The organism is Pseudomonadota bacterium (assembly GCA_013285465.1).
Classification (GTDB): domain Bacteria; phylum Pseudomonadota; class Alphaproteobacteria; order Micavibrionales; family CSBR16-224; genus CSBR16-224.
In genome coordinates this window covers 1766375-1788959 of the sequence record CP053449.1, presented here as the reverse complement: position 1 = coordinate 1788959, position 22585 = coordinate 1766375, and the positions used below count along the sequence as shown (strand labels likewise).

Below are 22585 nucleotides of genomic sequence, written 5' to 3'. Positions count from 1 at the left end.
AATATATTATGTGATATGTCAATTCGATATACAAAATAAATGCCCGCAGGAAGAGGGCATATGACCGTTTTGCATGACCGGTGAAAATTTTTTCAAGGAAGAGAGAGGGGATGGGTCGCTTTTAGCAGCCTTTATCGGCGTATAAAGCTTTATCTGCGGCTTCATAAACCTGTTCAAAAGGCGTGCCGACAGGGCAATAGGCTGTGCCCATACCGGTTTTAACGGCAATATCCGTATTTTTCCACGGCTGCACAAGGGAACAGAGTGTTTCGCGGACAAAAACAGCCTTATCTGCGCCGTGTTCCGGCGTGGTGCTGGATAGAAACAGGGCGAATTCATCGCCGCCGAAACGGGCCGCCATATCAGTGTTTCTGATCAGCTTCAGTAATGTCCGTCCAACCAGTTGCAGACATTTATCGCCGGCGATATGGCCATGCGTATCATTAATGTCCTTGAATTTGTTGAGATCGAAAAGAACAAACAAGCCGCCCTGTTCGTTCTGACGTTTCATACGGTTCATGTCACGTTCAAACTCGGCCATAAAGCCGCGGCGGTTATAAAGCCCTGTCATTTCATCGGTCAGCGCCATTTTTTCCAGCGTCTGGATACGCTCTTCACGGCGTGCCAGCTCGGCCTCGGCATCGCCGATTTTCTTATAGGCGTGTTTTAACAGCGACATTGTCGCGCTTTGTGTGCGCCACCATGCTTCCGCTGTCTGTGGGTTGGGAGGTTGCTGGGTGTTATCCTGTGCAAGCATATCCGTCATGGCCTTATCCCTCAAGCCGTTTAACAAAATGACTAAAACATACCGACCGTTCTATTGTCAGGCCGTCATTTCCCCTCGGGCCTTAAAGGACAGTCTAGCACAATTTTATGCTGCGCGGCAATAAATTATAGCTAAGCATCTATTTTTAAAATGATTTTCCCGATATGCGCACTGCTTTCCAGCAAGGAAAGTGCGGTGCTGACATCGTCCAGCGGGTAAACAGCGTGAATAACAGGCGCGATTTTTTCAGTAGAAAGCAGCGGCCAGACGTTTTCCTGTAAGGCTTTGGCAATAATACTTTTCTCGGCAATGCTGCGTGGGCGCAGGGTTGAACCTGTCAGCACAAGGCGTTTGCGCATGATGTCAAAAATGGAAATTTCCGTTGTCCAGCCGCGTAGCCCGGCAATACTGACATGGCGTCCGCGGTCACGCAGGATTTTTATATTCCGCGGCACGTAATCGCCGCCGACCATATCCAGCACGACATCAATGCTGTTTTCGCCGAGTACCTCAACGAAATCATCTGTTTTGTAATTGATGGCGGTTGTTGCGCCCAGCTCCAGACAGGCAGCGCATTTTTCGTCGCTGCCTGCTGTGACGGCAACGTCGATACCAAGGGCAGAGGCGATTTGCACCGCAGCGGTACCGATGCCGGAAGAACCGCCATGTACCAGCAGTTTTTCGCCTTTTTGCAGTCGTCCGTGTTCAAACAGATTAACCCAGACGGTGAAGAAATTTTCCGGCAATGCTGCAGCACGGATGAAGTCATAACCGTCCGGCAGCGGCAGGCATTGCAGGGCAGGGGCCGTACAATATTCCGCATAGCCGCCGCCCGAGACGAGGGCGCAGACTTTATCGCCTTCAGACAGGCCAGCCGTCTCTCCGTTGACGGCGACAACCTCGCCTGCGACTTCCAGTCCGGGAATGGTGCTCGCGCCCGGCGGCGGCGGATAGCGTCCGGCCATCTGGGCGAGATCGGGACGGTTGATGCCGGCGGCATGCACGCGTATCAAAACTTCGCCTGTTTGCGGTACGGGAACCGGTTGCGGCGTGACGCGCGCTTCCGCGTTTTCTCCCGGGTTCAGGAATTCCACTGCCTGCATTTTTTGTCCGTTCTCAGAAACCATTTTGCAATCCCGTCACTGTTGTTTTACGATTGTCTCAAATCTACATGACACATGCGGAGAAAGAAACATGGTTTTTGATCTGGAAGAGGCACCACGCAAGAAAGAGGGCAGCGAATTCCCGCGCAATCTGGAAAAAATGTCGGTGGGGGAGTTGAAAGAATATATTGAGGAACTCAAGGCTGAGATTAATCGCGCCGAAGCGGATATGAAGAAAAAGGAATCCTCAAAAGCGCTTGCGGATTCCGTTTTTGGCGGTAAGGGAGATTGATAAAACAAACGGGCGCGCATTATGAAATGCGCAGCCCGCGAATTCTTTGATAAAAGCGATAAGTCAGTTTTTCAGTTGCTGACCGGGGCGGCGTTCGAAACGCTGATTGGCGATGCCCAGAATTGTGCGCGCATTATCGTGATGTGCACCGGCCTTTTTTTCAATTCCCGGTCTTACGGCATTTTCAACCTGCGTGCGTTGATCTTTATATCCCATTTGACTTACTCCTTCACACCTTAAACTCTGAATATCGTTGCGCTCAATCTTAATCGCTATATTTTATGTTTACTATTATATGAATAATATGGTTAAAGAACGGTTAAATACGAAGAAAATTGATTAAGATTTTTCTTTCTTCTTCAAAATGTTGATTTTAAAGAAAATAATTAGGCGTCTTTATAGGAAAAGCCCGGTCAAATGACCGGGCTTCCAAAAAATCTGTTATCTCTGTGCTTAAAAACCTGTTAACGCGTCAGTCCGTGAACGGTTCTCGGTCCCGAGAGGGACGGGGCCACACCAAGAGCTTTGCGCACATCACTGTGGTAATCTGCAGCAATTTGCATGATCGCAGGTTTTATGACGTCTTCGACCGCTTTGATCGATTGTGAGTATTTCATGGTACGTCTCCTTTGCTCTTTGGCAGTTGGCTTTTTATTATAATGTGATTATGTAAGCACATTATAGGATTGATTCGGTTAACAAGTCGTTAAAGACTCGAAACGAAAACATCCATAGCTTTATCATGTCCCAGTTTATGCATTTCGTCAATAAACCGGTAACCTGCAAACTGCTCTTTTTGGTCAAGATCAAAGGCGATGGCACATAAATGCCCGACTTTCCGGGCTTTTCTTTCTGCCGTTTCAGTCACATATTTTTCGCGCGTTTCGGTAATGGCAGGCTGTGAATAGCCTTCCATATCAAGTTTTGCCTCCAGCAGCGCGTCGGCCAGAAGCAGGATAAACTTTGCGGGCTGTGCGGGGTTTACGGCGGTAATCCCGACATAAACATCTTTTGTTTCGGGCACATAGCTGAATTCACGCGGTGTTGTGATAACGCGTATTTTCAAGCTGTGTTCCGTAATCATTTCGACCAGCGGGAAAGACATACTGCTTTGGCTTAAAACTTCCAGAGATTTCTCAATCATGATCTGCGGATCGGGCGTGGAGCTGCGGGTGCTGTCCGGCGCAAGAATCTCATCAAGGTTTTTGAAAGGATCGTTGTCGCTTGCCGACATATTCTTATTCTCCCATCCAGTAGTAATTTACGGCATTGTGCGGGAATGCAATGTCGCGGAGCAGAAGGTCCCGTTCAATGAAAGACAGTCTGCCTTCCGATGAAACCCGAACGGTCGCCGAAATCAGGCAGCCGCTATAGAACAGCGTGCCGCGTATAATGAATTGGCCGGGGAATGATCCGGCCTCGATTGTCAGCGGTTTATGGCTGTTTTTAACATTTTTTTGCTGTGCGGGGTCAAGTGACTCAATGCCCGGCATTTTTTCCGGGTCTTTGATCAGATAGATATCGCCATCGCTGCCGCGCACATGGGAAAAGAAAAACTCCAGATAATCAACGACGTTTTTTTCCGTCAGTTTAATCGGGGATTCTTCATTAATGGCATAAATCGGGTTTGCTGTGCCATCGAGCGGAATAAAAACATTGCCGTCACTAAGATATTCCATGCTGAAAGACGGCATTGTCGCGTAATTGACAAGGCGGTAAAGGTCGAAACGCGGATAGAACGGAAGATCGTCCCAGACGATTTCCGTGAATTCTTTTGAGAACACAATCGCGTTCGGATCAGTACCAAGCCTGTCCAATACCACGGAAACGTTCTCTTTTTCTAATTGCTTCCAGACCATTATCGTTTAAGTTTCATTCCAAGAAGACGTCTTTGACAAGCAAAAGTATAGCAGTAAAAAAACCAAAAGGAAAACCCTGAAAATGCGAAGAATTTACGCATATCTTTTTTCGTCGCCGATTTCAGCGACATGGGACAGGGCTTCAAGGACGACTTCCGGTCCTGCGGAAGGGAGGAAAGCCTTTTCCGACAGGATGCGGCGCCATTTCTTCGCGCCGGGCAGCCCTTGAAAAAGGCCGAGAATATGACGGGTTATATCATAAAGCTGCGCGCCTTTTGACAGCTCGTCTTCAATATAAGGCAGCAGGGCGCGGATGGTTTCATGGCGGCTGCGCAGGGTTTCGGCAGGCGTGCCGAAAACACCTTCTTCCAGCGTGGCCAGAAAATAAGGATTTTGATAGGCTTCGCGCCCGATCATCACGCCGTCACTGTGTTGCAATTGTTCACGGACATCATCCGGATTATCAATCCCGCCGTTCAGAATGATTGTCAGATGCGGGAAATCCTGCTTTAAACGATGGACGATATCCCAGCGCAGCGGCGGTACTGTGCGGTTTTGTTTTGGGTTCAGCCCTTTAAGCCAGGCTTTGCGGGCATGGATGATAAAGACGTCACAGCCGCCTTTTTCCGAGATTTGGCCGATAAAATCACACAGAAAATCATAGCTGTCATATTCATCGACGCCGATACGGGTTTTGACGGTGACGGGAACATCAACGGCCTCATGCATTGCGGCGACGCAATCCGCGACCAAAGCCGGTTGTTTCATCATGCAGGCGCCGAATGCACCGCGCTGGACACGGTCGCTGGGACAGCCGCAATTAAGATTGATTTCGTCATAACCGGCGGCTTCGCCCATTTTTGCGGCTTTGGCCAGCTCCTGCGGGTCGCTGCCGCCAAGTTGCAGGGCAACAGGATGTTCCGCCGGGTCAAATTGCAGAAAACGCGCGGCATCGCCGTGCAGTAAAGCGCCGGAGGTTAACATCACCGTATATAATAATGCATGGGGGGAAATCAGACGCAGGAAATAGCGGTCATGCCGGTCCGTCCAGCCCATCATCGGGGCAACGGCAATGCGCCGGTCGAGAGGCTGTTTGCCCCCCGTGCGATTGCCTTGCGGTATTTGTTTTTGTTGAAACACCATAATGGTTCTGTTTAATATAGGAAAAACATGGATAATTCAATATATATGACAAAAAAATCCCGTTTTTCCGTTTTTAGAGCGGCTGTGCTGGCGAGTATTCTGGTGCTTGGTTTCGCGGTGACGCCTTGCACGGCCAAATTAACAGGTGCAGAGGCTTATTATGCCAGTCTGCGCGATGCCAAGACCAATCTGCGCAGCGGCCCCGGTGCGCGCTATCCGGTGAAGTGGATTCTGACGCGGGAGACGATGCCGGTGAAAATTATCCGTGAATTTGATGTCTGGCGGCAGATCGAGCTGTTTGACGGAGAAACCGGCTGGGTGCATATGAATCTGCTCTCCGGCAGGAAAACAGCGATCATCCGTGATAAAACACGTGAAATGCGTGCAAAACCTGCGGAGGATGCGCGGATTCTACTGCGGGTGGAGCCGGGGGTCATCGTAAAGCTTGACCAATGTGTGAAAGCATGGTGCAGTATAGGCGTTTCAGGCTATGAAGGCTGGATACCTGCCGCGGCGCTTTGGGGCGATACGGCGGCGGAAGAAAAATCGAAAGAATGAAGGAATAATGGATACACCCACAATGACCGAACGCACGGAACATGCAAAAAAATTGCATAGCCATATTGCAAAGATTTTGCATGTAGGGGAAAAGATTGACCGCGATAAAGCGCTGCATACGATTTTGCTGTATGGCGGTATGCTGGCGGAAACGCTGTTTGAATATGAAGAACCCGATATTGTGATGGAGCAAACCTTTTTCCGGATTGCCGATCTGCTGGAGACGGAGCCGGAACAGGTCGAGATTGAGCAATTGCTCGAATTTCTGCCGGATATGGTTGAAATGGATTTCTTCACCGAAAAAGGGCGGCATATTGCGCGTGAGGCGGAAAACCAGCTGGATAAAGGTCTGGATGACGTGCATGAAATTGTGATCGGGTTGATTATCAGTGATTTCCCCGAATGGCATGAACATGGCGCGATTGATATGACGGTCGCGCGCTGTTTGCGGGTATTGATGGAAACGGTGATTACCTGCGCGATTTTTGAAACCGCCGCAAGCGAGTTTTGCGACATCCTGATTGATGATTTCATCAGCGAAGGCTGGGGCGTGGATATTTCACTGGCGGCACTGGCGGCATTGGCGGCGGTTTACGGGCTGGAGGGAATCGCGGAACAAAAGAAAAACGCTGCGGTCACGGAAGATGACAAGAGAAAGCTGCATGATGATCTGGTGAAAGTCATGCAGGGCGAAGTGAACCGCCATGCGACCGGAAAAGACAGTAAATGGACGGCGCTGAATCCGGTGAATGACGAACAGGATAACAGCCATTACCACGAAATGCTGGAAGAGCTGCGGGAGCCGATCGAAGATTTCTTCGAACATGTCGGTTTCGGTGATCTGATGGGGCGTGCAGTGGCTGTGGCCAAGGCGGCCGGACGGCTTGTTGCCGCCAGTACGGCGGATGACGGCGGCTATATGCCGGGGCCTGTCGGGCAGATGATTGTGTTGCGCGGTTTGCATGCGGCTTTAAGCAAGCGCGAGGATGCCTGAGGCAGGCAGGGTAATTTCATGGAAAGCAAAAAAATGACAGATAACGGTGCGGAGACGGCTCTTCACCCGATGGCGGAGATTCTGGATGATCTTTGTGCATTGGCGCGTGCGGCGGGTGCGGTGGAAAAACAGATTTTTGAAGGTGATTTTACCGCCGAAATAAAACAGGACGGCAGCCCCGTGACCATCGCCGATCAAAAGGCGGAAGAGATGATCGTTAAAAAACTGGCGGAGCTGGCACCGCAGATTCCGTTTCTGGGCGAGGAATCTGTTGCGGCGGGAACGATTCCCGATATTTCCGGCGGCACTTACTGGTGCGTTGATCCGCTGGACGGTACCAAGGAATTTGTCGGCGGTGGCGGCGAATTTACCGTGAACATTGCGCTGATGGAAAATTTTATCCCTGTGCTGGGCGTGATCTATCTGCCGATGAAGGATGTTCTTTATGCGGCGGCAGGCCGCAACCATGTCTTTATGCAGGAAACGGGGACGCGGGATAAAACGCCTCTGACTGTGCGGAAACCGCCCGAAGAGGGATTGACGGTGATTGAAAGCCGCCGGCACGGTAATCCCGCAGCAATTCAGCGTTTTGTCAGCGGCTATAAGGTGGCGGCATTGGCGGCGCGCAGCAGTTCCTTGAAATTTTGTGCGATTGCCGAAGGTGTGGCTGATCTTTATCCGCGTCTTGCCCCGACTTGTGAATGGGATACGGCGGCAGGGGATGCGATTTTGCGTGCCGCCGGCGGGCATGTACTGGCGCTGGACGGTTCGCCGCTGCGTTACGGCAAGACGGAAGAACAGTTTTTAAATCCGTTTTTTGCGGCCTGTTCGGATGCGCTGAAAGACAGTATCGCCGCTGCGGCAAAAGGTAGCTGATATATTACTGCCCCATCGCCTCCTTTAATTCCTGAAACAGGTCTGCGCGTTTCTTTTCCCACTCATCCTGCGGCAGAAACTCTGCGGCGTCTTCTCCGGGCTTAAGGCAATATTTGTCGGTCCGCGGACGGTTATGCAGTTTTTGCTCATTTTTTTCCACATATTTGTAGATCAGCCTTTTCTGCGTGTCATCCAGCGTATTGTACAATGTTTTGTAAAGCTTGTAGCGCAACAAAAAGGCGACAAAGCTGTTGCCTGCGGCGGATTCCTGCGAGGGATGCGCGCAGCGTGCCATTTCCTCGCGGATAATCACAAAGGCCAGAAAGTAATTTTGCAGCATCTTTTTGACCAGTTCTTCATGCTGCAGATCATGGATGGCCAGATCACTTTGCAGCATGGTAAGAAAATGCTCTGACAAAACCAGCCCGTAAAGCGGATGCCTGTTCATATCATGCCAATCCTGCAGCCAGGTGAAAATGGCGCGCAAATCATCGCCTTTTCCGGCATTGGCCGCCGGATCCAGGAGTTCGGAGATTTTGTTCAGGACGAATATCTGCGTTTCATCGGCACCTTGCTCGCGGTCCATTTTGTCCAGTGCCTGATATATTGCCATTTTGCGGTGCTTTTGGTGGATATTGTCATCAATGGCATGAGCCGTGCCGCCGCAGAAAAACAAAAGAGCGGTGCAAAGGGCAGAAAATAGGCATCGGCGGTATATTTTTATGTGCGAAGGAGGTGTGGTCATTTGCTGTCCTTTTCTATGTCGGTCTGTCCTGTCAAATTCTCTGTGATCTCGGACAGGATGTTCTGCCGCGCAGTTTGCCAGTCTGTATCAGGGATAAAGGCGGCTGTTCCTGTATGGCTATGCAGGCAGAATTCTGTGTCGGGGGCGCGGTCTTTGCGCTGTTCTGCATTTATTTGTAAATTAGTGATAATCTTCGTCCTCTCGTCCGGAGGGAGGCTGTCGAATAGTGTTTTGAAGCGTTTGTAAAGTAGTGCGGAGGTGATGACAAACTGTCCTCCGGCAAGTGCCGACATATCCCGTGTTGCTGAAGGCGGAATTTGGCAGCGTGTAATATTCTCGCGTAGTAGCAAATGCGTTAGAAAGTAATCTTCGGCAGTAATATACTGTTCCTTGTGAATGGCGGGAGGCAGGTCTTTATCGCCCATTCCGGCGAGGATACGCTCCATGGTGATGGCTCCCATCATGCCAATAACAGGGCTTTTATTCGGATCAGTGCGATAATCTCGCGCCCATTCAACGATGGCAAGCGCTTGTGCTGCGCCCTCCGTATTGGTCTGGCTGCGCGCTATGCGGGTCAGTTCGTCTGTCATAAATGTAAAGGTTCGGGCGGTACCTTTTTCTGCCAGCATATCAGTGAGTGTCTGATTGATGGGAAGGTGGGCAAAACGCTTTCTGCGGGGTGCGGGCAGATGTTTTTTATCCGCGATGGCGGTCGTTGCTGTCGGCGTATTTTTTACTTGTTCCTTTACACCCTTCTGAAAAGATGGGAAAAATCCGGCGAGTGTGAAGGAAAGAAAAAAGACTAGAACACGTGTCGTATGGCGAAACAGGCCGCCTTTATTTCTATAGAGCCGCTCTTGTACGGGAGGAAAGAAGAACAGGGTTAACAGCCCCGCCTGCATTTGCATGAAATCCTTGGCTCCGCCCTCCCGGGAGAAGGATGTTAGGAATAGCAGCAGACAAATGATGAAAATTGACCAGAGACCTGCGGAATGCGTTAAAGGCTCACGGGGGCTAGCAGGTTTCTGGGGCGGCGGCTCATGTGAGGGCGGCGGCATTGTCGGGTCGCGTGAGGTCGTCATTTTTGTCCTTACAGTAAGAATGTCGAACGGTCTTTCATATTGTTTCAGAACAAAAGCGGCGTAGCAATAGCATAGCGGGTAATTATTGCCTTGCGTCACGCTTGAGAAAAGGCATGGAAATTACTGTAATTTCAGTTGACAGAAGGCAGAAAACACATTAGTTTGCCGTTCTTGATGCTCCAATATTTTTAATGATGACGAGGACGACAATGAAAAAGACAAACTCGATCGGCAAACAGGCTAAACGCGACCAGAAAAACCGCGTTGTACGCCGTCGCGACGGAAAAGGAAAAGTTCGCCTTTATGTGATCAATTCCGAAAATCCGCGCATGAAAGCCAAACAGTAATTTAAAACCTTAACAACCGCATTTCCCCAGAGGGGCCGGACGTCCATGCTTTCAAAACTTCTTGGACTTGTTTCCGCGGATATGGCGATTGACCTTGGCACGGCCAATACACTTGTCTATGTCCGCGGTCAGGGAATCGTTCTGAACGAGCCCTCCGTCGTGGCCATTTCCATGGTCAACGGCCGCCGTCAGGTATTGGCTGTCGGGGAAGAGGCAAAGCGTATGCTGGGCCGCACGCCCGGTAATATCATGGCTATTCGTCCCTTGCGCGACGGCGTGATCGCCGATTTCGATATCGCCGAGGAAATGATCAAGCAATTTATCCGCAAAGTCCACAACCGCCGCAGCTTTGCATCACCGCAAATGGTGATCTGTGTACCGTCGGGGTCAACGGCTGTTGAACGCCGTGCCATTCAGGAATCCGCTGAAAGCGCCGGTGCACGCCGTGTTGAGCTGATTGAAGAGCCGATGGCGGCTGCCATCGGTGCCGGATTGCCCGTGACGGAGCCGACCGGTTCCATGGTGGTGGATATCGGCGGCGGCACGACCGAAGTTGCCGTGATTTCGCTGGGAGGGATTGTCTATGCACGCTCCGTTCGCGTCGGTGGCGACAAAATGGATGAGGCGATTATCTCCTATATCCGCCGCACGCATAACCTGTTGATCGGGGAAAGCACGGCGGAACGTATCAAGAAGGAAATCGGCTCGGCCTGTCCGCCGGAAGACGGCGAAGGGCGCAGCATGGAAATCAAGGGCCGCGATCTGATGAACGGCGTGCCGAAAGAAATCGTCATTACCGAGCGGCAAATCGCTGAAAGTCTTGCGGAACCTGTCGGCGCAATCATTGATGCCGTCAAGGGTGCGTTGGAGCATACCGCGCCGGAACTGGCGGCGGATATCGTTGATAAAGGCATCGTGATGACGGGTGGCGGCGCATTGCTGGCCAATCTGGATTACGTGTTGCGTTATGCAACGGGGCTGGCGGTTTCAATTGCTGATGATCCTTTGTCCTGCGTTGCTTTGGGCACCGGACAGGCGCTGGAAGAGATGAAGATGCTCAAAGGCGTTCTGGTCGATATGTACTGAAGGCGATAAGCGCAAACAACATATCTAAAATTGCAGCGAAAATTAAGATGGTACTTACGGTGCCTGTGTTAGAATAGAAAACAGGCAGCGTATTTTTTTATGCATTGAATCAATATGTTATTGCTTTCCCGTCCGTGACTGTTTTAAGATGGGAATTGACAGAAAAGCGGAGCATATCCTTTGGTCAAAAAAAGCAAAAAGAACAGAAGTCTTTCCGTCGCATTTCCGGTTTCCCTGCAGGTCGTGCGTTTGCGGCTTGTGCCGCTGTTTTTCATTCTTTTGGCTGTTTCCATGGTCTTCCTGCACCGCGTCTATGACGCGCCGGTCGTTAAAATGCGTGTGGCGCTGACGGATTTTTTTGCACCGGTTTTCTCCGGTATTTCCGAACCGATCCAGAATGCCACGGGACGTATTGATGCCGTGGCGGGTATCCGCGATTTGCGGGCGGAGAATATGCGCCTGTCGGAAGAAAACCGCCGCTTGCAGCAATGGTATGATGTGGCGCTGCGTCTGGAGGCGGAAAACCGCAGCCTGAAATCACTGATGAATTTCAAGATTGAACCCGATTACAGCTTTATCACCACCCGTGTGGTTGCTGATCCGGGCGGCAGTTTTATCAAAAGCGTATTGATACCGGTCGGACGCAATGACGGCGTACGTGAAGGGCAGGCCGTGATGGGAGAAAAGGGCTTGATCGGGCGTGTCGTGGAAACAGGCAAAAACGCGTCGCGTGTATTGCTGGTGACGGATCTGAACGCCCGTGCCCCCGTGTTGATTGAAGGCACGCGGCATAAAGCTATTCTGACAGGGCGCAACGGCGATAAAATGGCCTTGCAGCATTTGCCGTTGGACAGTCGCCCCGGATTAGGTGCGCGTATTGTAACATCGGGTGACGGCGGTGTGTTGCCGCCGCATTTGCCGATCGGAACAATCGTTTCCAGAAACGGCGGCATGATCGAGGTCAGCCCGCTGGATGATCTGGATAAACTGGAATATGTCCGTGTGATTGATTTCAACGCCGATAGTGCTTTGTCCACCGGACATTTGAAAACGAAACCCTGAAGAGTAAAAGACGGATAGATGGTTAATATCTTTATACAGCGCAAGCAGCATGATGCGGAGGCGGAACGCCTGTTCTCGCCGATGGTGCCGTATTTTGTGTCTTTCGCAATCTTTTATCTGTGCATGTCTGTGCTGTTTTTTCTGAATGTGCTGCCGACGGGCTATGCATCTTTTACCGGTATGCAGCCGGCACTGCTGTTTGCGGCGGTGTTTTACTGGAGCATCTTTTACCCTGCGATTTTACCGTTTTGGGCGGTCTTTTTTCTGGGCATATGTTTTGACCTGATCGTCGGCCTTCCGGCAGGGGGGACGGCGTTTCTGCTGCTGGGGGCGCAATGGCTGATGCGCACGCAGCAACGCTTTTTGCTGGGGCAGTCATTTTTCACGCTCTGGCTTGCTTTCGGTCTGATGTGTTATGCGTTCTTATTCGCGCAATGGGCGGTTTTCAGCCTGTTTTCATGGCATATGATTCCGCTTGTGCCCGTTGTTCTCAACTGTCTTTTGACCATTCTGCTGTTTCCGTTTATTGTGGTGGCGTTTCACAAACTGAGGAATCTGCTGTTTGTCTTGCAAAAGCGCCAGCAGGATGCCAGAACAGCATAACGGCAATAACGCCTATCAAACAGATTTCGGGCTTTTAAAACCATGAGCAAAGGCGATCTGGAACGCTATAACTCTTTTTCGCGGCGCGCCTTTATTTTAGGCGGGCTGCATCTTGCCGGTTTCGGAATACTGACAGGGCGTCTGCTGCATTTGCAGGTGTCGCGGCAGGATTACTTTGCGACACTGGCGGATGAAAACCGCATCAGCATGAAATACCTGCAGGCCGGACGCGGACAGATCGTGGATCGTTTCGGTGTGCCGCTGGCCGTCAATGAGCAGGATTTCCGCGCCTTTCTGATTCCCGAACAATCTCCTGATCTGGAAGAAACGTTCCGCAAAGTACGTGAATATATTCCGCTGTCTTTAAAAGACGAGGAACGCGTGCTGCGTGACATTAAAAGCAAGCGCGCTTTTATGCCGGTTATGCTGCGTGACGGTCTGAACTGGGAGCAGGTTGCGCGTATCTCCGTCAATCTGCCCGATTTGCCGGGTGTGTCGATTGATGAAGGGCGGATGCGTGCCTATCCGCTTGCCGAGGCAACGGCGCATCTAATCGGTTATGTCGGACTTGTCGCACCGGCGGAGCTCACGGATGAGCCGATTATGGGGCTGCCCGGTTTTCGCATCGGCAAAACGGGTATTGAAAAATACTTTGATAAGGAGCTGCGCGGCAAGGCCGGAACCAGCCGGATCGAGATCAATGCGGTCGGGCGTGAAGTGCGTGAAATTTCCTCCATTCCCGGCAAGGACGGTGACCGTGTCGGCTTGACACTGGATGCGGAATTGCAGATCTACTGTCAGTCGCGTCTGGCACAGGAAAAAAGTGCCAGTGCGGTGATTATGGATGCTGTAAACGGGCAGATTTATGCGATGTGTTCCACCCCGTCCTTTGACCCGAATAATTTCACACGCGGCATTTCCGCCGAACAGTGGGAGGAGCTGTTATCCAGCCCTGCCGCGCCGCTGACGAATAAGGCGGTCTCCGGCCAGTATCCTCCCGGATCGACGTTTAAAATGGTGACGGCGCTGGCGGCGTTTAAATCCGGCCTTGTGAAAGCGGATCACCGTGTGCATTGCCCCGGATATATGGAGATCGGGCGGGATAAATTCCATTGCTGGAGCCGCGGGGGGCACGGCAGTGTTGATATTATACAGGCGCTGGCGCAGTCCTGTGACGTGTATTTCTACGATATTGCGCGGCAGGTCGGTATTGATAAAATCGCGGAGATGGCGCGCAGGCTCGGTCTGGGAGAAAAACACAATATCGAATTGCCGGGGGAAACGCCGGGGCTGGTTCCCGATAAAAACTGGAAATTGGGGCATTTCGGCAAAAAATGGCAGTTGGGGGAAACGGTGGTTTCCGCCATCGGGCAGGGATATATCCAGACCACGCCGCTGCAGCTTGCGGTGATGCTTGCGCGGATCGTCAATGGCGGGCGCGCCGTCAAGCCGACTTTGCTGCACACGCTGGGAACGGAGGTTATGCCGCAGCCGGAATTTAAATCCCTCGGTATTTCGCCGCATCATCTCGAGCTGGTCAAAAAAGGGATGGCAAATGTTGTCAATCATCAGAAAGGCACAGCTCATGCGTCGCGTATCGAGGATAAAGCTTTCCAGATGGGTGGCAAGACCGGAACGGCACAGGTGCGGCGGATTACCGCCAAGCAGCGCGCGGAAGGTGTAAAAAATGAAGACTTGCCGTGGAAACAGCGTCACCATGCTTTGTTTACGGCATTTGCGCCGTTGAAAAAACCGCGCTATGTCTGTGCGGTGGTCGTGGAACACGGAGTCAGCGGTTCAGGAACGGCAGCGCCCTTGGCGCGTGATCTGATGCTGAAGACCAAAGAAAGGGATCCGGCAAGTTGAGCGCGACATTTCAAAAACACGAGGAATTGACACTGCTGGCAAAGCTGCCGCGCTTCAGCTTTGGCCTGATTATGCTGATTATTATAACAGGGCTGATCGGTGTGGTGGCGCTTTATTCGGCGGCAGGCGGTAATACCGAACCCTGGGCGATGCGGCACGGCATTCGTTTCGGGGCGGGGCTGTGCGGTATGCTGGTTGCGGCTTTGATTGATATCCGCTGGTGGCTGCGTCTGTCTTATCCGTTTTATATTGCCTCCATTCTGCTGCTGATTGCGGTGGAGGTGAAGGGGCATATCGGTATGGGGGCGCAGCGCTGGATTGATCTTGGCGTGATCAAATTACAGCCGTCGGAATTCATGAAAATCGGGGTGGTGATGGCATTGGCGCGGTTTTTTCACGGCGCCAGTCTTGAGGATGTGAAACACCCGCTGTTCCTTGTGCGTCCGCTGGCATTGGTGGCGCTGCCTGCGGCGCTGGTACTGGTGCAACCGGATCTGGGAACGGCGTTGATGATTACGGCGGTTGCCGGGGCGATCTTTTTTCTGGCGGGGGTTAGTTACTGGATGTTTGGTGTTGTGATTGCCGGCGTGCTGGCGGCTTTGCCGGTGATGTGGCATTTCCTCCATGATTACCAGAAAAACCGTATTCTGGTATTTCTGGACCCTGAACGTGACCCGCTGGGGGCAGGGTATCACATTCTGCAATCGAAAATCGCGCTGGGGTCAGGCGGCATCGGCGGCAAGGGTTTTTTGAAAGGCACGCAAAGCCATTTAAACTTTTTGCCGGAAAAACAGACGGATTTTATTTTCACATTGATGGCGGAAGAATGGGGTTTGATCGGGGCAGCTGTTTTGTTCACGATTTTTGTACTGACAATCCTGTATGGTTTTCTGATTGCCCGCGCCAGTCATAATCAATACGGGCGCCTGATTGCCTCTGGAATTACCGTAAATTTTGCGTTATACGTATTCATCAATATCGCCATGGTAACGGGTTTGATTCCCGTGGTCGGCGTGCCGCTTCCGATGATTTCGAACGGGGGATCGGCGATGCTGGCGGTGTTGTTCGGATTTGGGCTAATTCTCTCTGTGGGTATTCACCGCGACGTTAAGCTTGCGCGCAAAGTCTAAGGGGGAGGCCGCTCCGCCGGAAACCGCCGTTCGGATTTGTACTGACGCAGTTGATGTAAGGTTTTAGAAAAATGAGCGAATTCAAACTGCTGCAGGACGGTGACCCGTCACCTTTCCGGATAGAAAATCCGGATGCGGACAGCCGTTTTGTTGTTATTTGTGACCACGCAGGTCAGAGCTTTCCCGCCAAGCTGGGGCAGCTTGGCATCCGTGATGAAGACAGGCAGAAACATATTACTTATGATATCGGCACCGAGGAGATCGGCCAATATCTCGGTGAAAAACTGGATGCGGTGACGTTTATTGCGCATTATTCGCGGCTGGTCGCGGATGTAAACCGTGATCCGTTCCGTTTCGATTTCGTGCCGGAGGTCAGCGACAATATCCCCGTGCCGGGTAATAAGGATATGTCGGCGAAAGAGCTGCGAGCGCGGATTAACGAAATTTACAAACCCTATCAATATGCGCTGGGCGATTGTCTACAGGGTTTCCTTGACAGGGGGGATGCGCCGTTCCTGCTGTCAATTCACAGTTTTACACCGGAAATGGACGGTCATAAACGCCCGTGGGAAATCGGCATTTTGTGGACGGAAGAAGACCGCGCCGCACCGCCGATGCTGCATGCGCTGCAAAAGAACAATCCCGGTCTGACTATCGGCGACAATGCGCCTTATTCTTTGAAGCTGCATGGCGGCCGCGATTACAGTAATACGGTGGAATCGCAGGCACGTTCACGGGGGATCCCGTCACTGGTTGTGGAGTTCCGTCAGGATATGGTCGATACACCGGAAAAAGCCGTAAAAATGGCGGACATCTTTCTGGAAAGCTTTCTGGAGGTGATGCAGGACGAGGATTTGTATCGCCTGCGCGCTTAATACCTGCTATCATAGCGGCGGAAATCGGCGCATTTCTTATCTTTCAAGACGGAGACAGCGAACATGGGAAGCCAGCTTCAGGGACGTACAAAAACCGCACATGGGCGTCGCCGCGCGCATCGCGCAATGTCTGATATCAATGTGACGCCGCTTGTCGATGTCATGCTGGTACTGCTGGTGGTTTTTATGATTACCGCGCCGCTGCTGACGGCGGGGGTGAAGGTCGATCTACCTGATGCGAAAGCCAAGGCCCTGCAAAAACATGACTCCACACCTGTCGAGGTCACGATTGATTCCAAAGGTGACATTTATTTCGGAAAGAATAAGGTCACGGAGCAGGAACTCATGGATAATCTGCGCCATGTCGCGCAGGAATCTCCGGAACAGCTTGTCTATCTCAGGGCGGATCAGAAACTTAGCTATGGCCATGCTCTGTCAACCATGGCGATTATCCAGCAATCGGGTCTGCCTGTGGCGCTGATCGCGAAATCACAACAGTAAAGGGAGGGCCCGGCGATGCGGCTCCGCATCATATCGCTGTCGGTTCTGCTACACATTTTTGTGCTGCTCGTCTTTTCGTTGAGCGCCAGCCTGATGTGGACAAAAAAACATGTGCAGCCGGATGCACCGCCTGTCTTTATCGAGATCAAAACCATTTCCGACCGTACCCAGACTGACAGACGTGCGGCGCAGAAAAAGCCCGAACCGAAAGATGCCGCCAATCAGGCGAAAAAAGATCAGCATAAACCTGCAATCAAACCGCCCGCACCGGATAAAAAACCGCCAAAAGCCGCGACCAGCAAACGCCAGACCGCAGAGCTGACCGCGCCGCCGAAGCCGCCGGATCCAAAACCGGTCAAAAAACAGGAAGAGGTCGAGCCGCCGCCACAGCCTGTGATCAAGCCGCGCGATGATCCGCCAAAGAAAAAGCCCGAACCGCCGAAGCCGGTGAAAAAAGCGACGCCGCAACCGGAGCAGGATTTTGGCTCGGTCTTGAAAAACCTTGCCGAAAATCAGGAGAAGACGGAACAAAAACCGATTATCAAAGCGCCGGAAGCGCCGAAAGACCGTCAGGATTTTTTGAAACGTCTTAATCTTGAGGATGAAGAAAAAGCAAATGGACAAAACTTGCCCCTGGGCGACAGCCTGACAATCAGCGAGGTTGATATGCTGCGCCGTCAGCTGGAACGCTGCTGGAATATTCCGATCGGGGCGCGTGATGCGCAAAATCTGGTGATTGATATCTATCTGCAGGTGAACCCCGACCGCAGTGTCCGCCGTGCCGAAATTGTTGACCAGCGCCGTTACCGCAGTGACGGTTTCTTCCGTGCGGCGGCAGACAGCGCCTTGCGTGCCGTGCATCATCCGGACTGTACGCCGCTGAATTTGCCGGAAAGAAAGTATGACACTTGGAAAGAAATTGTGGTAACCTTTGACCCGCGCTACATGTTTTAGATTCTCGCCATTCAAGGAACAGGACGTATAAAAACAATGTTTAGAACGACACGTATTTTTGCCGTGGCCATTCTGGCCTTTGCCGCTTTGGTTCTTTTCGTTTCTCCCGCACAGGCACAGTTGAAAATTGACGTGACAAGCGGAACGGTCAAGACCATTCCGATCGCGATCCCGCCGATGCATGGCGAAAAACAGGATCAGGCGGAGATGGGACGCGGTATTGCCCGTGTTATCCAGCAGAATCTGGAGCGGACAGGTCTGTTTGATGTGTCGCCTTCGGCTTTGAAAGTGCAGTCTTCGGCGGCGCTGAATCAGGGGCCCGATTTTGGCGGGTGGCGTGCGACGCGCGTACAGGCAGTGGTGTCAGGCATGGTTAGCCAGGCATCCGACGGGCGCTCCCGTGTGGAATTCCGCCTGTGGGATGTGTTTTCGGAAAAGCAGATCGCCGGTGTCGCTTATATGACGACGCAGGATAACTGGCGCCGCATCGCGCATATTATTTCCGATGTGATTTATAACCGCTTGACGGGTGAGGACGGCTATTTCGATACCCGTATCGTTTATATCTCGGAAACCGGTCCTGCCAACCGCCGTGTCAAACGTCTGGCGATTATGGATCAGGACGGTGCCAATCATAAATATCTGACAGATGGCCGCTATCTGGTGCTGACACCGCGCTTTTCGCCGTCGCAGCAGCAGATCACCTATATGGCTTACGTCAATGACCGCCCGCGCGTTTATATTTATGACATCGATACGGGCAAGCAGGAAATGCTGGGGAACTTCCCGGGTATGACCTTTGCGCCGCGTTTTTCTCCTGACGGACGCAGCGTGATTATGAGCCTTGCCAAGGACGGTACCAGTAATATCTATACGATGAATTTACGTTCACGCAAGGCCGTGCAACTGACCAGAACAATGGGGATTGATACCAGCCCCAGCTATGCCCCCGACGGCAAACGGATTGTGTTTGAATCCGACCGCGGCGGCAGTCAGCAGCTTTATGTGATGAATGCCAACGGTTCGGGTGTGCAGCGGATTACTTTTGGTGATGGGCGTTATGCCAATCCTGTCTGGTCGCCGCGCGGCGATTTGATCGCCTTTACGAAAATGCATCGCGGGCGGTTCTATATCGGTGTGATTCAGCCGGATGGCAGCGGCGAGCGCCTGATTACCGAAGCGCACCATGTTGAGGGGCCGACATGGTCTCCGAATGGCCGCATTCTGGCTTATTTCAAGGAGCGTCCGACAGGCCGCCGCGGTGAGCAGCGCTCGGCAAAAGTCTATACGATTGATCTGACCGGATTTAACGAGCGCGTTCTTGAAACGCCGCAAGACGGTTCCGACCCCGCATGGTCGCCGATTAACCCCTGACGGAAACAGCATGCTTTACCGTATCGCCGCCTTGCTATTTTTGAGCGTGATGCTTTATGCGCCTTACGCCTTTGCGGAGGGGCAGAGGGGTGATTTCCAGACATGGCTCAATCTATTGCGGCGTGAGGCGCTTGATAAAGGCATCTCGGAAAAAACCGTAAAAGCCGCGCTGCATGACGGTCTAAAACCGCTGCCTCGTGTGCTGGAACTGGATAAAAAACAGCCGGAAAATACCATTACTTTCCTCCAATATAAGAAGAACACGCTGTCCAATCTGCGCGTGCAGACCGGGCGTGTGATGATGCGCCGCCATGCGGCGGCATTGGGGAAGGCCAGCCGTGATTATGATGTGCCTGCAGCGGTCATTGCCGCGCTTTGGGGCATGGAAACCAGCTACGGCAATTATACGGGCGGCTTCAATGTTGTGGAATCTTTGGCAACGCTGGCCTATGACGGACGGCGCGGGGCGTTTTTTCGTGGCGAGTTGCTGCAGGCGCTGAAAATTCTGGATGAAGGACATATTGCCCCCAAAGCAATGAAAGGCTCATGGGCCGGCGCGATGGGGCAAAGCCAGTTTATGCCGTCCAGTTTTAACCACTTTGCCGTGGACGGTGACGGGGATGGACGTCGTGATATCTGGAACACGCATCAGGATGTTTTCTCCTCTGCCGCCAATTATCTGAAGCAACATGGCTGGCGCGCGGGCGAACGCTGGGGGCGGCGCGTGACGCTGCTGCCGCAGTTTCCTGATGAGAGAATCGGTCTTGATAAAGAGTTGACTCTGGCGGAATGGCAGGCGCTTGGCGTACGTCGCGAAGACGGGCGAGACCTGCCGCAAGTCGCGGGTATGAAAGGCTCCGTCATTAAACTTGCAGACAAAGACGTCTATTTGGTGTATAATAATTATAAGGTGATTATGCTCTGGAATAAATCCACATATTTCGCTACCGCCGTCGGTCTTTTGTCTGACAAACTCAGCTACTAAAAATCACAATCAAGGGGGATCATCCATGGCCCGCACCCTATCTACCATGAGTAAGATGTTTGGCAAGACATTCGCTGTGCTTTCGGTATGTGCCTTATTGGCAGGATGTTCTTCCATCGAGCTTGCAAGCCATTACACAAAACGTCTGGTCGCCGGACATGGAGGAACAGGATCGCAGGGTGATTTCAAAGTCGGCTCTCCTTATAAGGTCGGCGGTAAATGGTACCGTCCGCGCGAAGATTATAATCTGGTGCAAACGGGAACAGCCTCATGGTACGGCCCGGGTTTTCACGGCAAGCGTACAGCCAATGGCGAAATTTTTGATCAATATGCGATGACGGCCGCGCATAAGACGCTGCAAATGCCGGCAATTATCCGTGTGACCAATCTTGAAAACGGCCGCAAAGTGGTTCTGCGCGTCAATGATCGCGGTCCTTTTGCGCGGGGGCGTATTCTGGATGTATCGAAAGGGGCGGCGCAAAAACTCGGTTTTGTGAATAAAGGCACAGCACGCGTCCGCGTTGAAGTTTTGAAGTCGGAAAGTCTGCATGCCGCCGCTGCGGCGAAAAACGGCCAGTCTGTCCGGACAGTACAATATGCATCGGCACAGCCGCAACGTGCCCCGCGCCGTCCGGCAGTACAGCCGCATATCAGGAACACGCAGGTTGAAGGGTATCAGGTCGCGTCTATGGGGCGTTACAGCCCTGTTGTGAAACCTCAGCCTGTGGCAAAACTGGTAAATGATGCGCGGATGGATCTTGAATATGAACCGATGGGCAGCGGTAATAGCGGCGATTTGCCGGAAAGCCTGCAGCGCCCCGTCTTGACCAAACGCCAGATCGAGGCGCAACAGCACCATGATACGCGCGGACAAAATCTGAATACGCCGCCGTCATGGGAAAATAACACAGCGGCACAAGCGCCTGTCGCACTTGGAACGACGACGGCTGTCGGGGGGATATATGTGCAGGCCGGCGCTTTCGGTGATGCCGCAACAGCGGAAAATGTCGGAAAAAAATTATCCCATATCGCACCTGTCAGAATCAGCACGGTTGACGTAAACGCCAGACGGTTTTATCGTGTGCGTCTCGGCCCTTTGCAAAGCGTTGACACGGCACGGCAAGTTGAGCAAAAGGTCCGGCAGACGATGAACACCGACACGCGTGTCGTGATCGAGAAATAACGATAAGAACTGACGACCTGAAAGGCTGCCCTTCATGTTTCTGAAAAAAATGCGCTTTTTTTTCGCGCCATTCCTCTCCTTTTGTCTGATTGTCACTTTATATGTGACGGCGGCTGTCGCGCAGCCGCTGCAAAGCACGAAGGCGGAAGAAGCGATTGTTATCGACCATGAGACCGGTACGGTCTTGCTGGAGAAAAATGCGGATAAACGGATGCCGACCTCGTCAATGAGTAAAACCATGACAATTTATCTGGTTTTTCAGGCGCTGAAAGAGGGGCGTTTGAAACTTGATGACAAGATGGCCGTCAGCGAAAAAGCTTGGCGCAAAGGCGGCTCGAAAATGTTTGTCAAAGTCGGCGACCGCGTCAAAGTGGAAGATTTGATCCGCGGCGTGGTGATTCAGTCAGGGAATGATGCGACGATTGTGCTGGCGGAAGGTATTTCCGGTAATGAGGATGTCTTCGCGGAAAGTCTGACACAACAGGCACAGGCAATGGGGATGAGTAACAGTCATTTCGTGAATGCCAGCGGCTGGCCCGACCCTGATCATTATTCGACAGCGCGCGATTTGGCTGTGCTGGCGCGGCATTTGTTGACGGATTTTCCCGAATACTATCATTACTTTTCCGAAAAATCTTTCAAATACAATGACATTGAACAGCCGAACCGGAACCCGCTATTGTTCCGCAATATCGGTGCGGACGGCATTAAAACGGGTCATACCGAGGATGCCGGATTTGGTTTGATGGGGTCGGCCGTACGCAACGGACGCCGTCTCGTTGTTGTTGTGAACGGCTTGAAAAGCGAAGTGGAGCGTGCGGATGAATCTGCGCGTTTACTGGAATGGGCCTTCCGCAGTTTTGAAAACCGGACATTGATCAAGGCCGGGGAAACGGTGGATGAGGCCGCTGTCTGGCTGGGCGCAAAAGAGACAGTGCCGCTGGTGACGGAAAAAGATGTCTATGTGACTATTCCCGTTTTACAAACCGAGCGTGACAAACTGAATGTAACGCTTTCTTATGAGGCGCCGCTGGCGGCCCCGATTGCCAAAGGGACTGCGGTCGGAACGCTGAAGGTTGAGGTTGCAGGGCTTGAAACACATGAGTTCAAACTGGTGACGGGCGAAGATGTCGCGGAACTCGGCCTGTTTGCCCGGACCTTGGCAAAGGCCAAACAGCTGCTTTTAAACCGCTGATTTTTT

26 protein-coding genes are annotated in these 22585 nt (G+C 52.2%); 17 read left to right on the top strand and 9 right to left on the bottom strand.

What is annotated here, in order from left to right; translation table 11 throughout:
* Positions 1-121: 121 nt before the first annotated feature.
* Entirely contained in the window at positions 122-766 is a 645-nt protein-coding gene (locus HND56_08675; protein ID QKK05754.1) for a GGDEF domain-containing protein, read from the bottom strand.
* Between the two features lie 131 nt (positions 767-897).
* Entirely contained in the window at positions 898-1869 is a 972-nt protein-coding gene (locus HND56_08670) for an NAD(P)H-quinone oxidoreductase (protein ID QKK06606.1), read from the bottom strand.
* A 91-nt stretch (positions 1870-1960) separates the two neighbouring features.
* Between HND56_08670 and HND56_08665 the strand changes: the two genes are divergently transcribed.
* Positions 1961-2161 (top strand): DUF1192 domain-containing protein, encoded by a 201-nt coding sequence (locus HND56_08665; protein ID QKK05753.1) that lies wholly within the window; start codon positions 1961-1963, stop codon positions 2159-2161.
* 63 nt (positions 2162-2224) lie between these two features.
* Here HND56_08665 and HND56_08660 read toward each other — a convergent pair whose 3' ends face one another.
* From HND56_08660 to dusA, 5 genes are all read right to left on the bottom strand, one after another.
* Positions 2225-2377 (bottom strand): hypothetical protein, encoded by a 153-nt coding sequence (locus tag HND56_08660; GenBank protein ID QKK05752.1) that lies wholly within the window; start codon positions 2375-2377, stop codon positions 2225-2227.
* Positions 2378-2625: 248 nt separating this feature from the next.
* Positions 2626-2778, bottom strand: a complete 153-nt coding sequence (locus HND56_08655; GenBank protein ID QKK05751.1) for a hypothetical protein — start codon at positions 2776-2778, stop codon at positions 2626-2628.
* An 89-nt stretch (positions 2779-2867) separates the two neighbouring features.
* A complete protein-coding gene (locus HND56_08650; GenBank protein QKK05750.1) occupies positions 2868-3395 on the bottom strand; it encodes a hypothetical protein in 528 nt (175 codons plus the stop codon).
* 4 nt (positions 3396-3399) lie between these two features.
* The gene (locus HND56_08645) at positions 3400-3984 is read right to left on the bottom strand and encodes a hypothetical protein (protein ID QKK05749.1); all 585 of its coding nucleotides are present in this window, start codon (positions 3982-3984) and stop codon (positions 3400-3402) included.
* A gap of 129 nt (positions 3985-4113) precedes the next feature.
* Positions 4114-5163: a tRNA dihydrouridine(20/20a) synthase DusA gene (gene dusA / locus HND56_08640; GenBank protein ID QKK05748.1), complete on the bottom strand. Its 1050-nt coding sequence runs from the start codon at positions 5161-5163 to the stop codon at positions 4114-4116.
* A 45-nt stretch (positions 5164-5208) separates the two neighbouring features.
* On the opposite strand from dusA, the gene HND56_08635 reads away from it, so the two are divergent.
* The 3 genes from HND56_08635 (at position 5209) to cysQ (ending at position 7591) form a co-directional block, all read left to right on the top strand.
* Entirely contained in the window at positions 5209-5721 is a 513-nt protein-coding gene (locus HND56_08635) for a hypothetical protein (protein ID QKK05747.1), read from the top strand.
* 7 nt (positions 5722-5728) lie between these two features.
* Entirely contained in the window at positions 5729-6715 is a 987-nt protein-coding gene (locus tag HND56_08630; protein ID QKK05746.1) for a hypothetical protein, read from the top strand.
* Positions 6716-6784: 69 nt separating this feature from the next.
* Positions 6785-7591 carry a 3'(2'),5'-bisphosphate nucleotidase CysQ gene (gene cysQ / locus HND56_08625; GenBank protein QKK06605.1) on the top strand — a complete coding sequence of 269 codons (807 nt, stop codon included), beginning with the start codon at positions 6785-6787 and terminating at the stop codon, positions 7589-7591.
* 4 nt (positions 7592-7595) lie between these two features.
* On the opposite strand, the gene HND56_08620 is transcribed toward cysQ, so the two are convergent.
* Both HND56_08620 and HND56_08615 read right to left on the bottom strand, forming a co-directional pair.
* Positions 7596-8204 (bottom strand): hypothetical protein, encoded by a 609-nt coding sequence (locus HND56_08620; protein ID QKK05745.1) that lies wholly within the window; start codon positions 8202-8204, stop codon positions 7596-7598.
* A 128-nt stretch (positions 8205-8332) separates the two neighbouring features.
* A complete protein-coding gene (locus HND56_08615; GenBank protein QKK05744.1) occupies positions 8333-9418 on the bottom strand; it encodes a hypothetical protein in 1086 nt (361 codons plus the stop codon).
* A gap of 209 nt (positions 9419-9627) precedes the next feature.
* Between HND56_08615 and HND56_08610 the strand changes: the two genes are divergently transcribed.
* The 13 genes from HND56_08610 (at position 9628) to HND56_08550 (ending at position 22579) form a co-directional block, all read left to right on the top strand.
* On the top strand, positions 9628-9765 hold the full coding sequence (locus HND56_08610; GenBank protein ID QKK05743.1) for a 50S ribosomal protein L36: 138 nt from the start codon (positions 9628-9630) through the stop codon (positions 9763-9765).
* A gap of 45 nt (positions 9766-9810) precedes the next feature.
* A complete protein-coding gene (locus tag HND56_08605) occupies positions 9811-10851 on the top strand; it encodes a rod shape-determining protein (protein ID QKK05742.1) in 1041 nt (346 codons plus the stop codon).
* 180 nt (positions 10852-11031) lie between these two features.
* On the top strand, positions 11032-11913 hold the full coding sequence (gene mreC / locus HND56_08600) for a rod shape-determining protein MreC (protein QKK05741.1): 882 nt from the start codon (positions 11032-11034) through the stop codon (positions 11911-11913).
* A gap of 18 nt (positions 11914-11931) precedes the next feature.
* The gene (locus HND56_08595; protein QKK05740.1) at positions 11932-12516 is read left to right on the top strand and encodes a hypothetical protein; all 585 of its coding nucleotides are present in this window, start codon (positions 11932-11934) and stop codon (positions 12514-12516) included.
* A 42-nt stretch (positions 12517-12558) separates the two neighbouring features.
* Positions 12559-14382, top strand: a complete 1824-nt coding sequence (mrdA, locus tag HND56_08590) for a penicillin-binding protein 2 (GenBank protein QKK05739.1) — start codon at positions 12559-12561, stop codon at positions 14380-14382.
* 71 nt (positions 14383-14453) lie between these two features.
* Positions 14454-15512: a rod shape-determining protein RodA gene (rodA, locus tag HND56_08585; protein ID QKK06604.1), complete on the top strand. Its 1059-nt coding sequence runs from the start codon at positions 14454-14456 to the stop codon at positions 15510-15512.
* 71 nt (positions 15513-15583) lie between these two features.
* Complete coding sequence (locus HND56_08580; protein QKK05738.1) at positions 15584-16387, top strand: hypothetical protein; 804 nt, start codon at positions 15584-15586, stop codon at positions 16385-16387.
* Positions 16388-16513: 126 nt separating this feature from the next.
* Entirely contained in the window at positions 16514-16888 is a 375-nt protein-coding gene (locus HND56_08575) for a protein TolR (GenBank protein QKK06603.1), read from the top strand.
* Between the two features lie 93 nt (positions 16889-16981).
* Positions 16982-17842 carry an energy transducer TonB gene (locus tag HND56_08570; protein QKK05737.1) on the top strand — a complete coding sequence of 287 codons (861 nt, stop codon included), beginning with the start codon at positions 16982-16984 and terminating at the stop codon, positions 17840-17842.
* Positions 17843-17878: 36 nt separating this feature from the next.
* Positions 17879-19216 carry a Tol-Pal system protein TolB gene (tolB, locus tag HND56_08565; GenBank protein QKK05736.1) on the top strand — a complete coding sequence of 446 codons (1338 nt, stop codon included), beginning with the start codon at positions 17879-17881 and terminating at the stop codon, positions 19214-19216.
* Between the two features lie 10 nt (positions 19217-19226).
* Positions 19227-20201, top strand: a complete 975-nt coding sequence (locus HND56_08560) for a lytic murein transglycosylase (GenBank protein ID QKK05735.1) — start codon at positions 19227-19229, stop codon at positions 20199-20201.
* Between the two features lie 25 nt (positions 20202-20226).
* A complete protein-coding gene (locus tag HND56_08555; protein ID QKK05734.1) occupies positions 20227-21384 on the top strand; it encodes a septal ring lytic transglycosylase RlpA family protein in 1158 nt (385 codons plus the stop codon).
* A gap of 34 nt (positions 21385-21418) precedes the next feature.
* The gene (locus HND56_08550; GenBank protein ID QKK05733.1) at positions 21419-22579 is read left to right on the top strand and encodes a D-alanyl-D-alanine carboxypeptidase; all 1161 of its coding nucleotides are present in this window, start codon (positions 21419-21421) and stop codon (positions 22577-22579) included.
* Positions 22580-22585: the final 6 nt, after the last annotated feature.

Excerpts from the sequence above, each read along its gene's own strand:
- tolB (QKK05736.1), top strand. The coding sequence starts at position 17,879 with ATGTTTAGAACGACACGTATTTTTGCCGTGGCCATTCTGGCCTTTGCC.
- HND56_08620 (QKK05745.1), bottom strand. The coding sequence starts at position 8,204 with ATGGCAATATATCAGGCACTGGACAAAATGGACCGCGAGCAAGGTGCC.
- cysQ (QKK06605.1), top strand. The coding sequence starts at position 6,785 with ATGGCGGAGATTCTGGATGATCTTTGTGCATTGGCGCGTGCGGCGGGT.
- HND56_08550 (QKK05733.1), top strand. The coding sequence starts at position 21,419 with ATGTTTCTGAAAAAAATGCGCTTTTTTTTCGCGCCATTCCTCTCCTTT.
- HND56_08555 (QKK05734.1), top strand. The coding sequence starts at position 20,227 with ATGGCCCGCACCCTATCTACCATGAGTAAGATGTTTGGCAAGACATTC.
- mrdA (QKK05739.1), top strand. The coding sequence starts at position 12,559 with ATGAGCAAAGGCGATCTGGAACGCTATAACTCTTTTTCGCGGCGCGCC.
- HND56_08635 (QKK05747.1), top strand. The coding sequence starts at position 5,209 with ATGACAAAAAAATCCCGTTTTTCCGTTTTTAGAGCGGCTGTGCTGGCG.
- HND56_08580 (QKK05738.1), top strand. The coding sequence starts at position 15,584 with ATGAGCGAATTCAAACTGCTGCAGGACGGTGACCCGTCACCTTTCCGG.
- HND56_08560 (QKK05735.1), top strand. The coding sequence starts at position 19,227 with ATGCTTTACCGTATCGCCGCCTTGCTATTTTTGAGCGTGATGCTTTAT.
- HND56_08570 (QKK05737.1), top strand. The coding sequence starts at position 16,982 with ATGTGGACAAAAAAACATGTGCAGCCGGATGCACCGCCTGTCTTTATC.
- HND56_08575 (QKK06603.1), top strand. The coding sequence starts at position 16,514 with ATGTCTGATATCAATGTGACGCCGCTTGTCGATGTCATGCTGGTACTG.
- HND56_08595 (QKK05740.1), top strand. The coding sequence starts at position 11,932 with ATGGTTAATATCTTTATACAGCGCAAGCAGCATGATGCGGAGGCGGAA.
- HND56_08660 (QKK05752.1), bottom strand. The coding sequence starts at position 2,377 with ATGGGATATAAAGATCAACGCACGCAGGTTGAAAATGCCGTAAGACCG.
- HND56_08655 (QKK05751.1), bottom strand. The coding sequence starts at position 2,778 with ATGAAATACTCACAATCGATCAAAGCGGTCGAAGACGTCATAAAACCT.
- HND56_08670 (QKK06606.1), bottom strand. The coding sequence starts at position 1,869 with ATGCAGGCAGTGGAATTCCTGAACCCGGGAGAAAACGCGGAAGCGCGC.
- HND56_08650 (QKK05750.1), bottom strand. The coding sequence starts at position 3,395 with ATGTCGGCAAGCGACAACGATCCTTTCAAAAACCTTGATGAGATTCTT.
- HND56_08665 (QKK05753.1), top strand. The coding sequence starts at position 1,961 with ATGGTTTTTGATCTGGAAGAGGCACCACGCAAGAAAGAGGGCAGCGAA.
- HND56_08605 (QKK05742.1), top strand. The coding sequence starts at position 9,811 with ATGCTTTCAAAACTTCTTGGACTTGTTTCCGCGGATATGGCGATTGAC.
- HND56_08630 (QKK05746.1), top strand. The coding sequence starts at position 5,729 with ATGGATACACCCACAATGACCGAACGCACGGAACATGCAAAAAAATTG.
- rodA (QKK06604.1), top strand. The coding sequence starts at position 14,454 with ATGCTGATTATTATAACAGGGCTGATCGGTGTGGTGGCGCTTTATTCG.
- HND56_08615 (QKK05744.1), bottom strand. The coding sequence starts at position 9,418 with ATGACGACCTCACGCGACCCGACAATGCCGCCGCCCTCACATGAGCCG.
- HND56_08610 (QKK05743.1), top strand. The coding sequence starts at position 9,628 with ATGAAAAAGACAAACTCGATCGGCAAACAGGCTAAACGCGACCAGAAA.
- HND56_08675 (QKK05754.1), bottom strand. The coding sequence starts at position 766 with ATGACGGATATGCTTGCACAGGATAACACCCAGCAACCTCCCAACCCA.
- dusA (QKK05748.1), bottom strand. The coding sequence starts at position 5,163 with ATGGTGTTTCAACAAAAACAAATACCGCAAGGCAATCGCACGGGGGGC.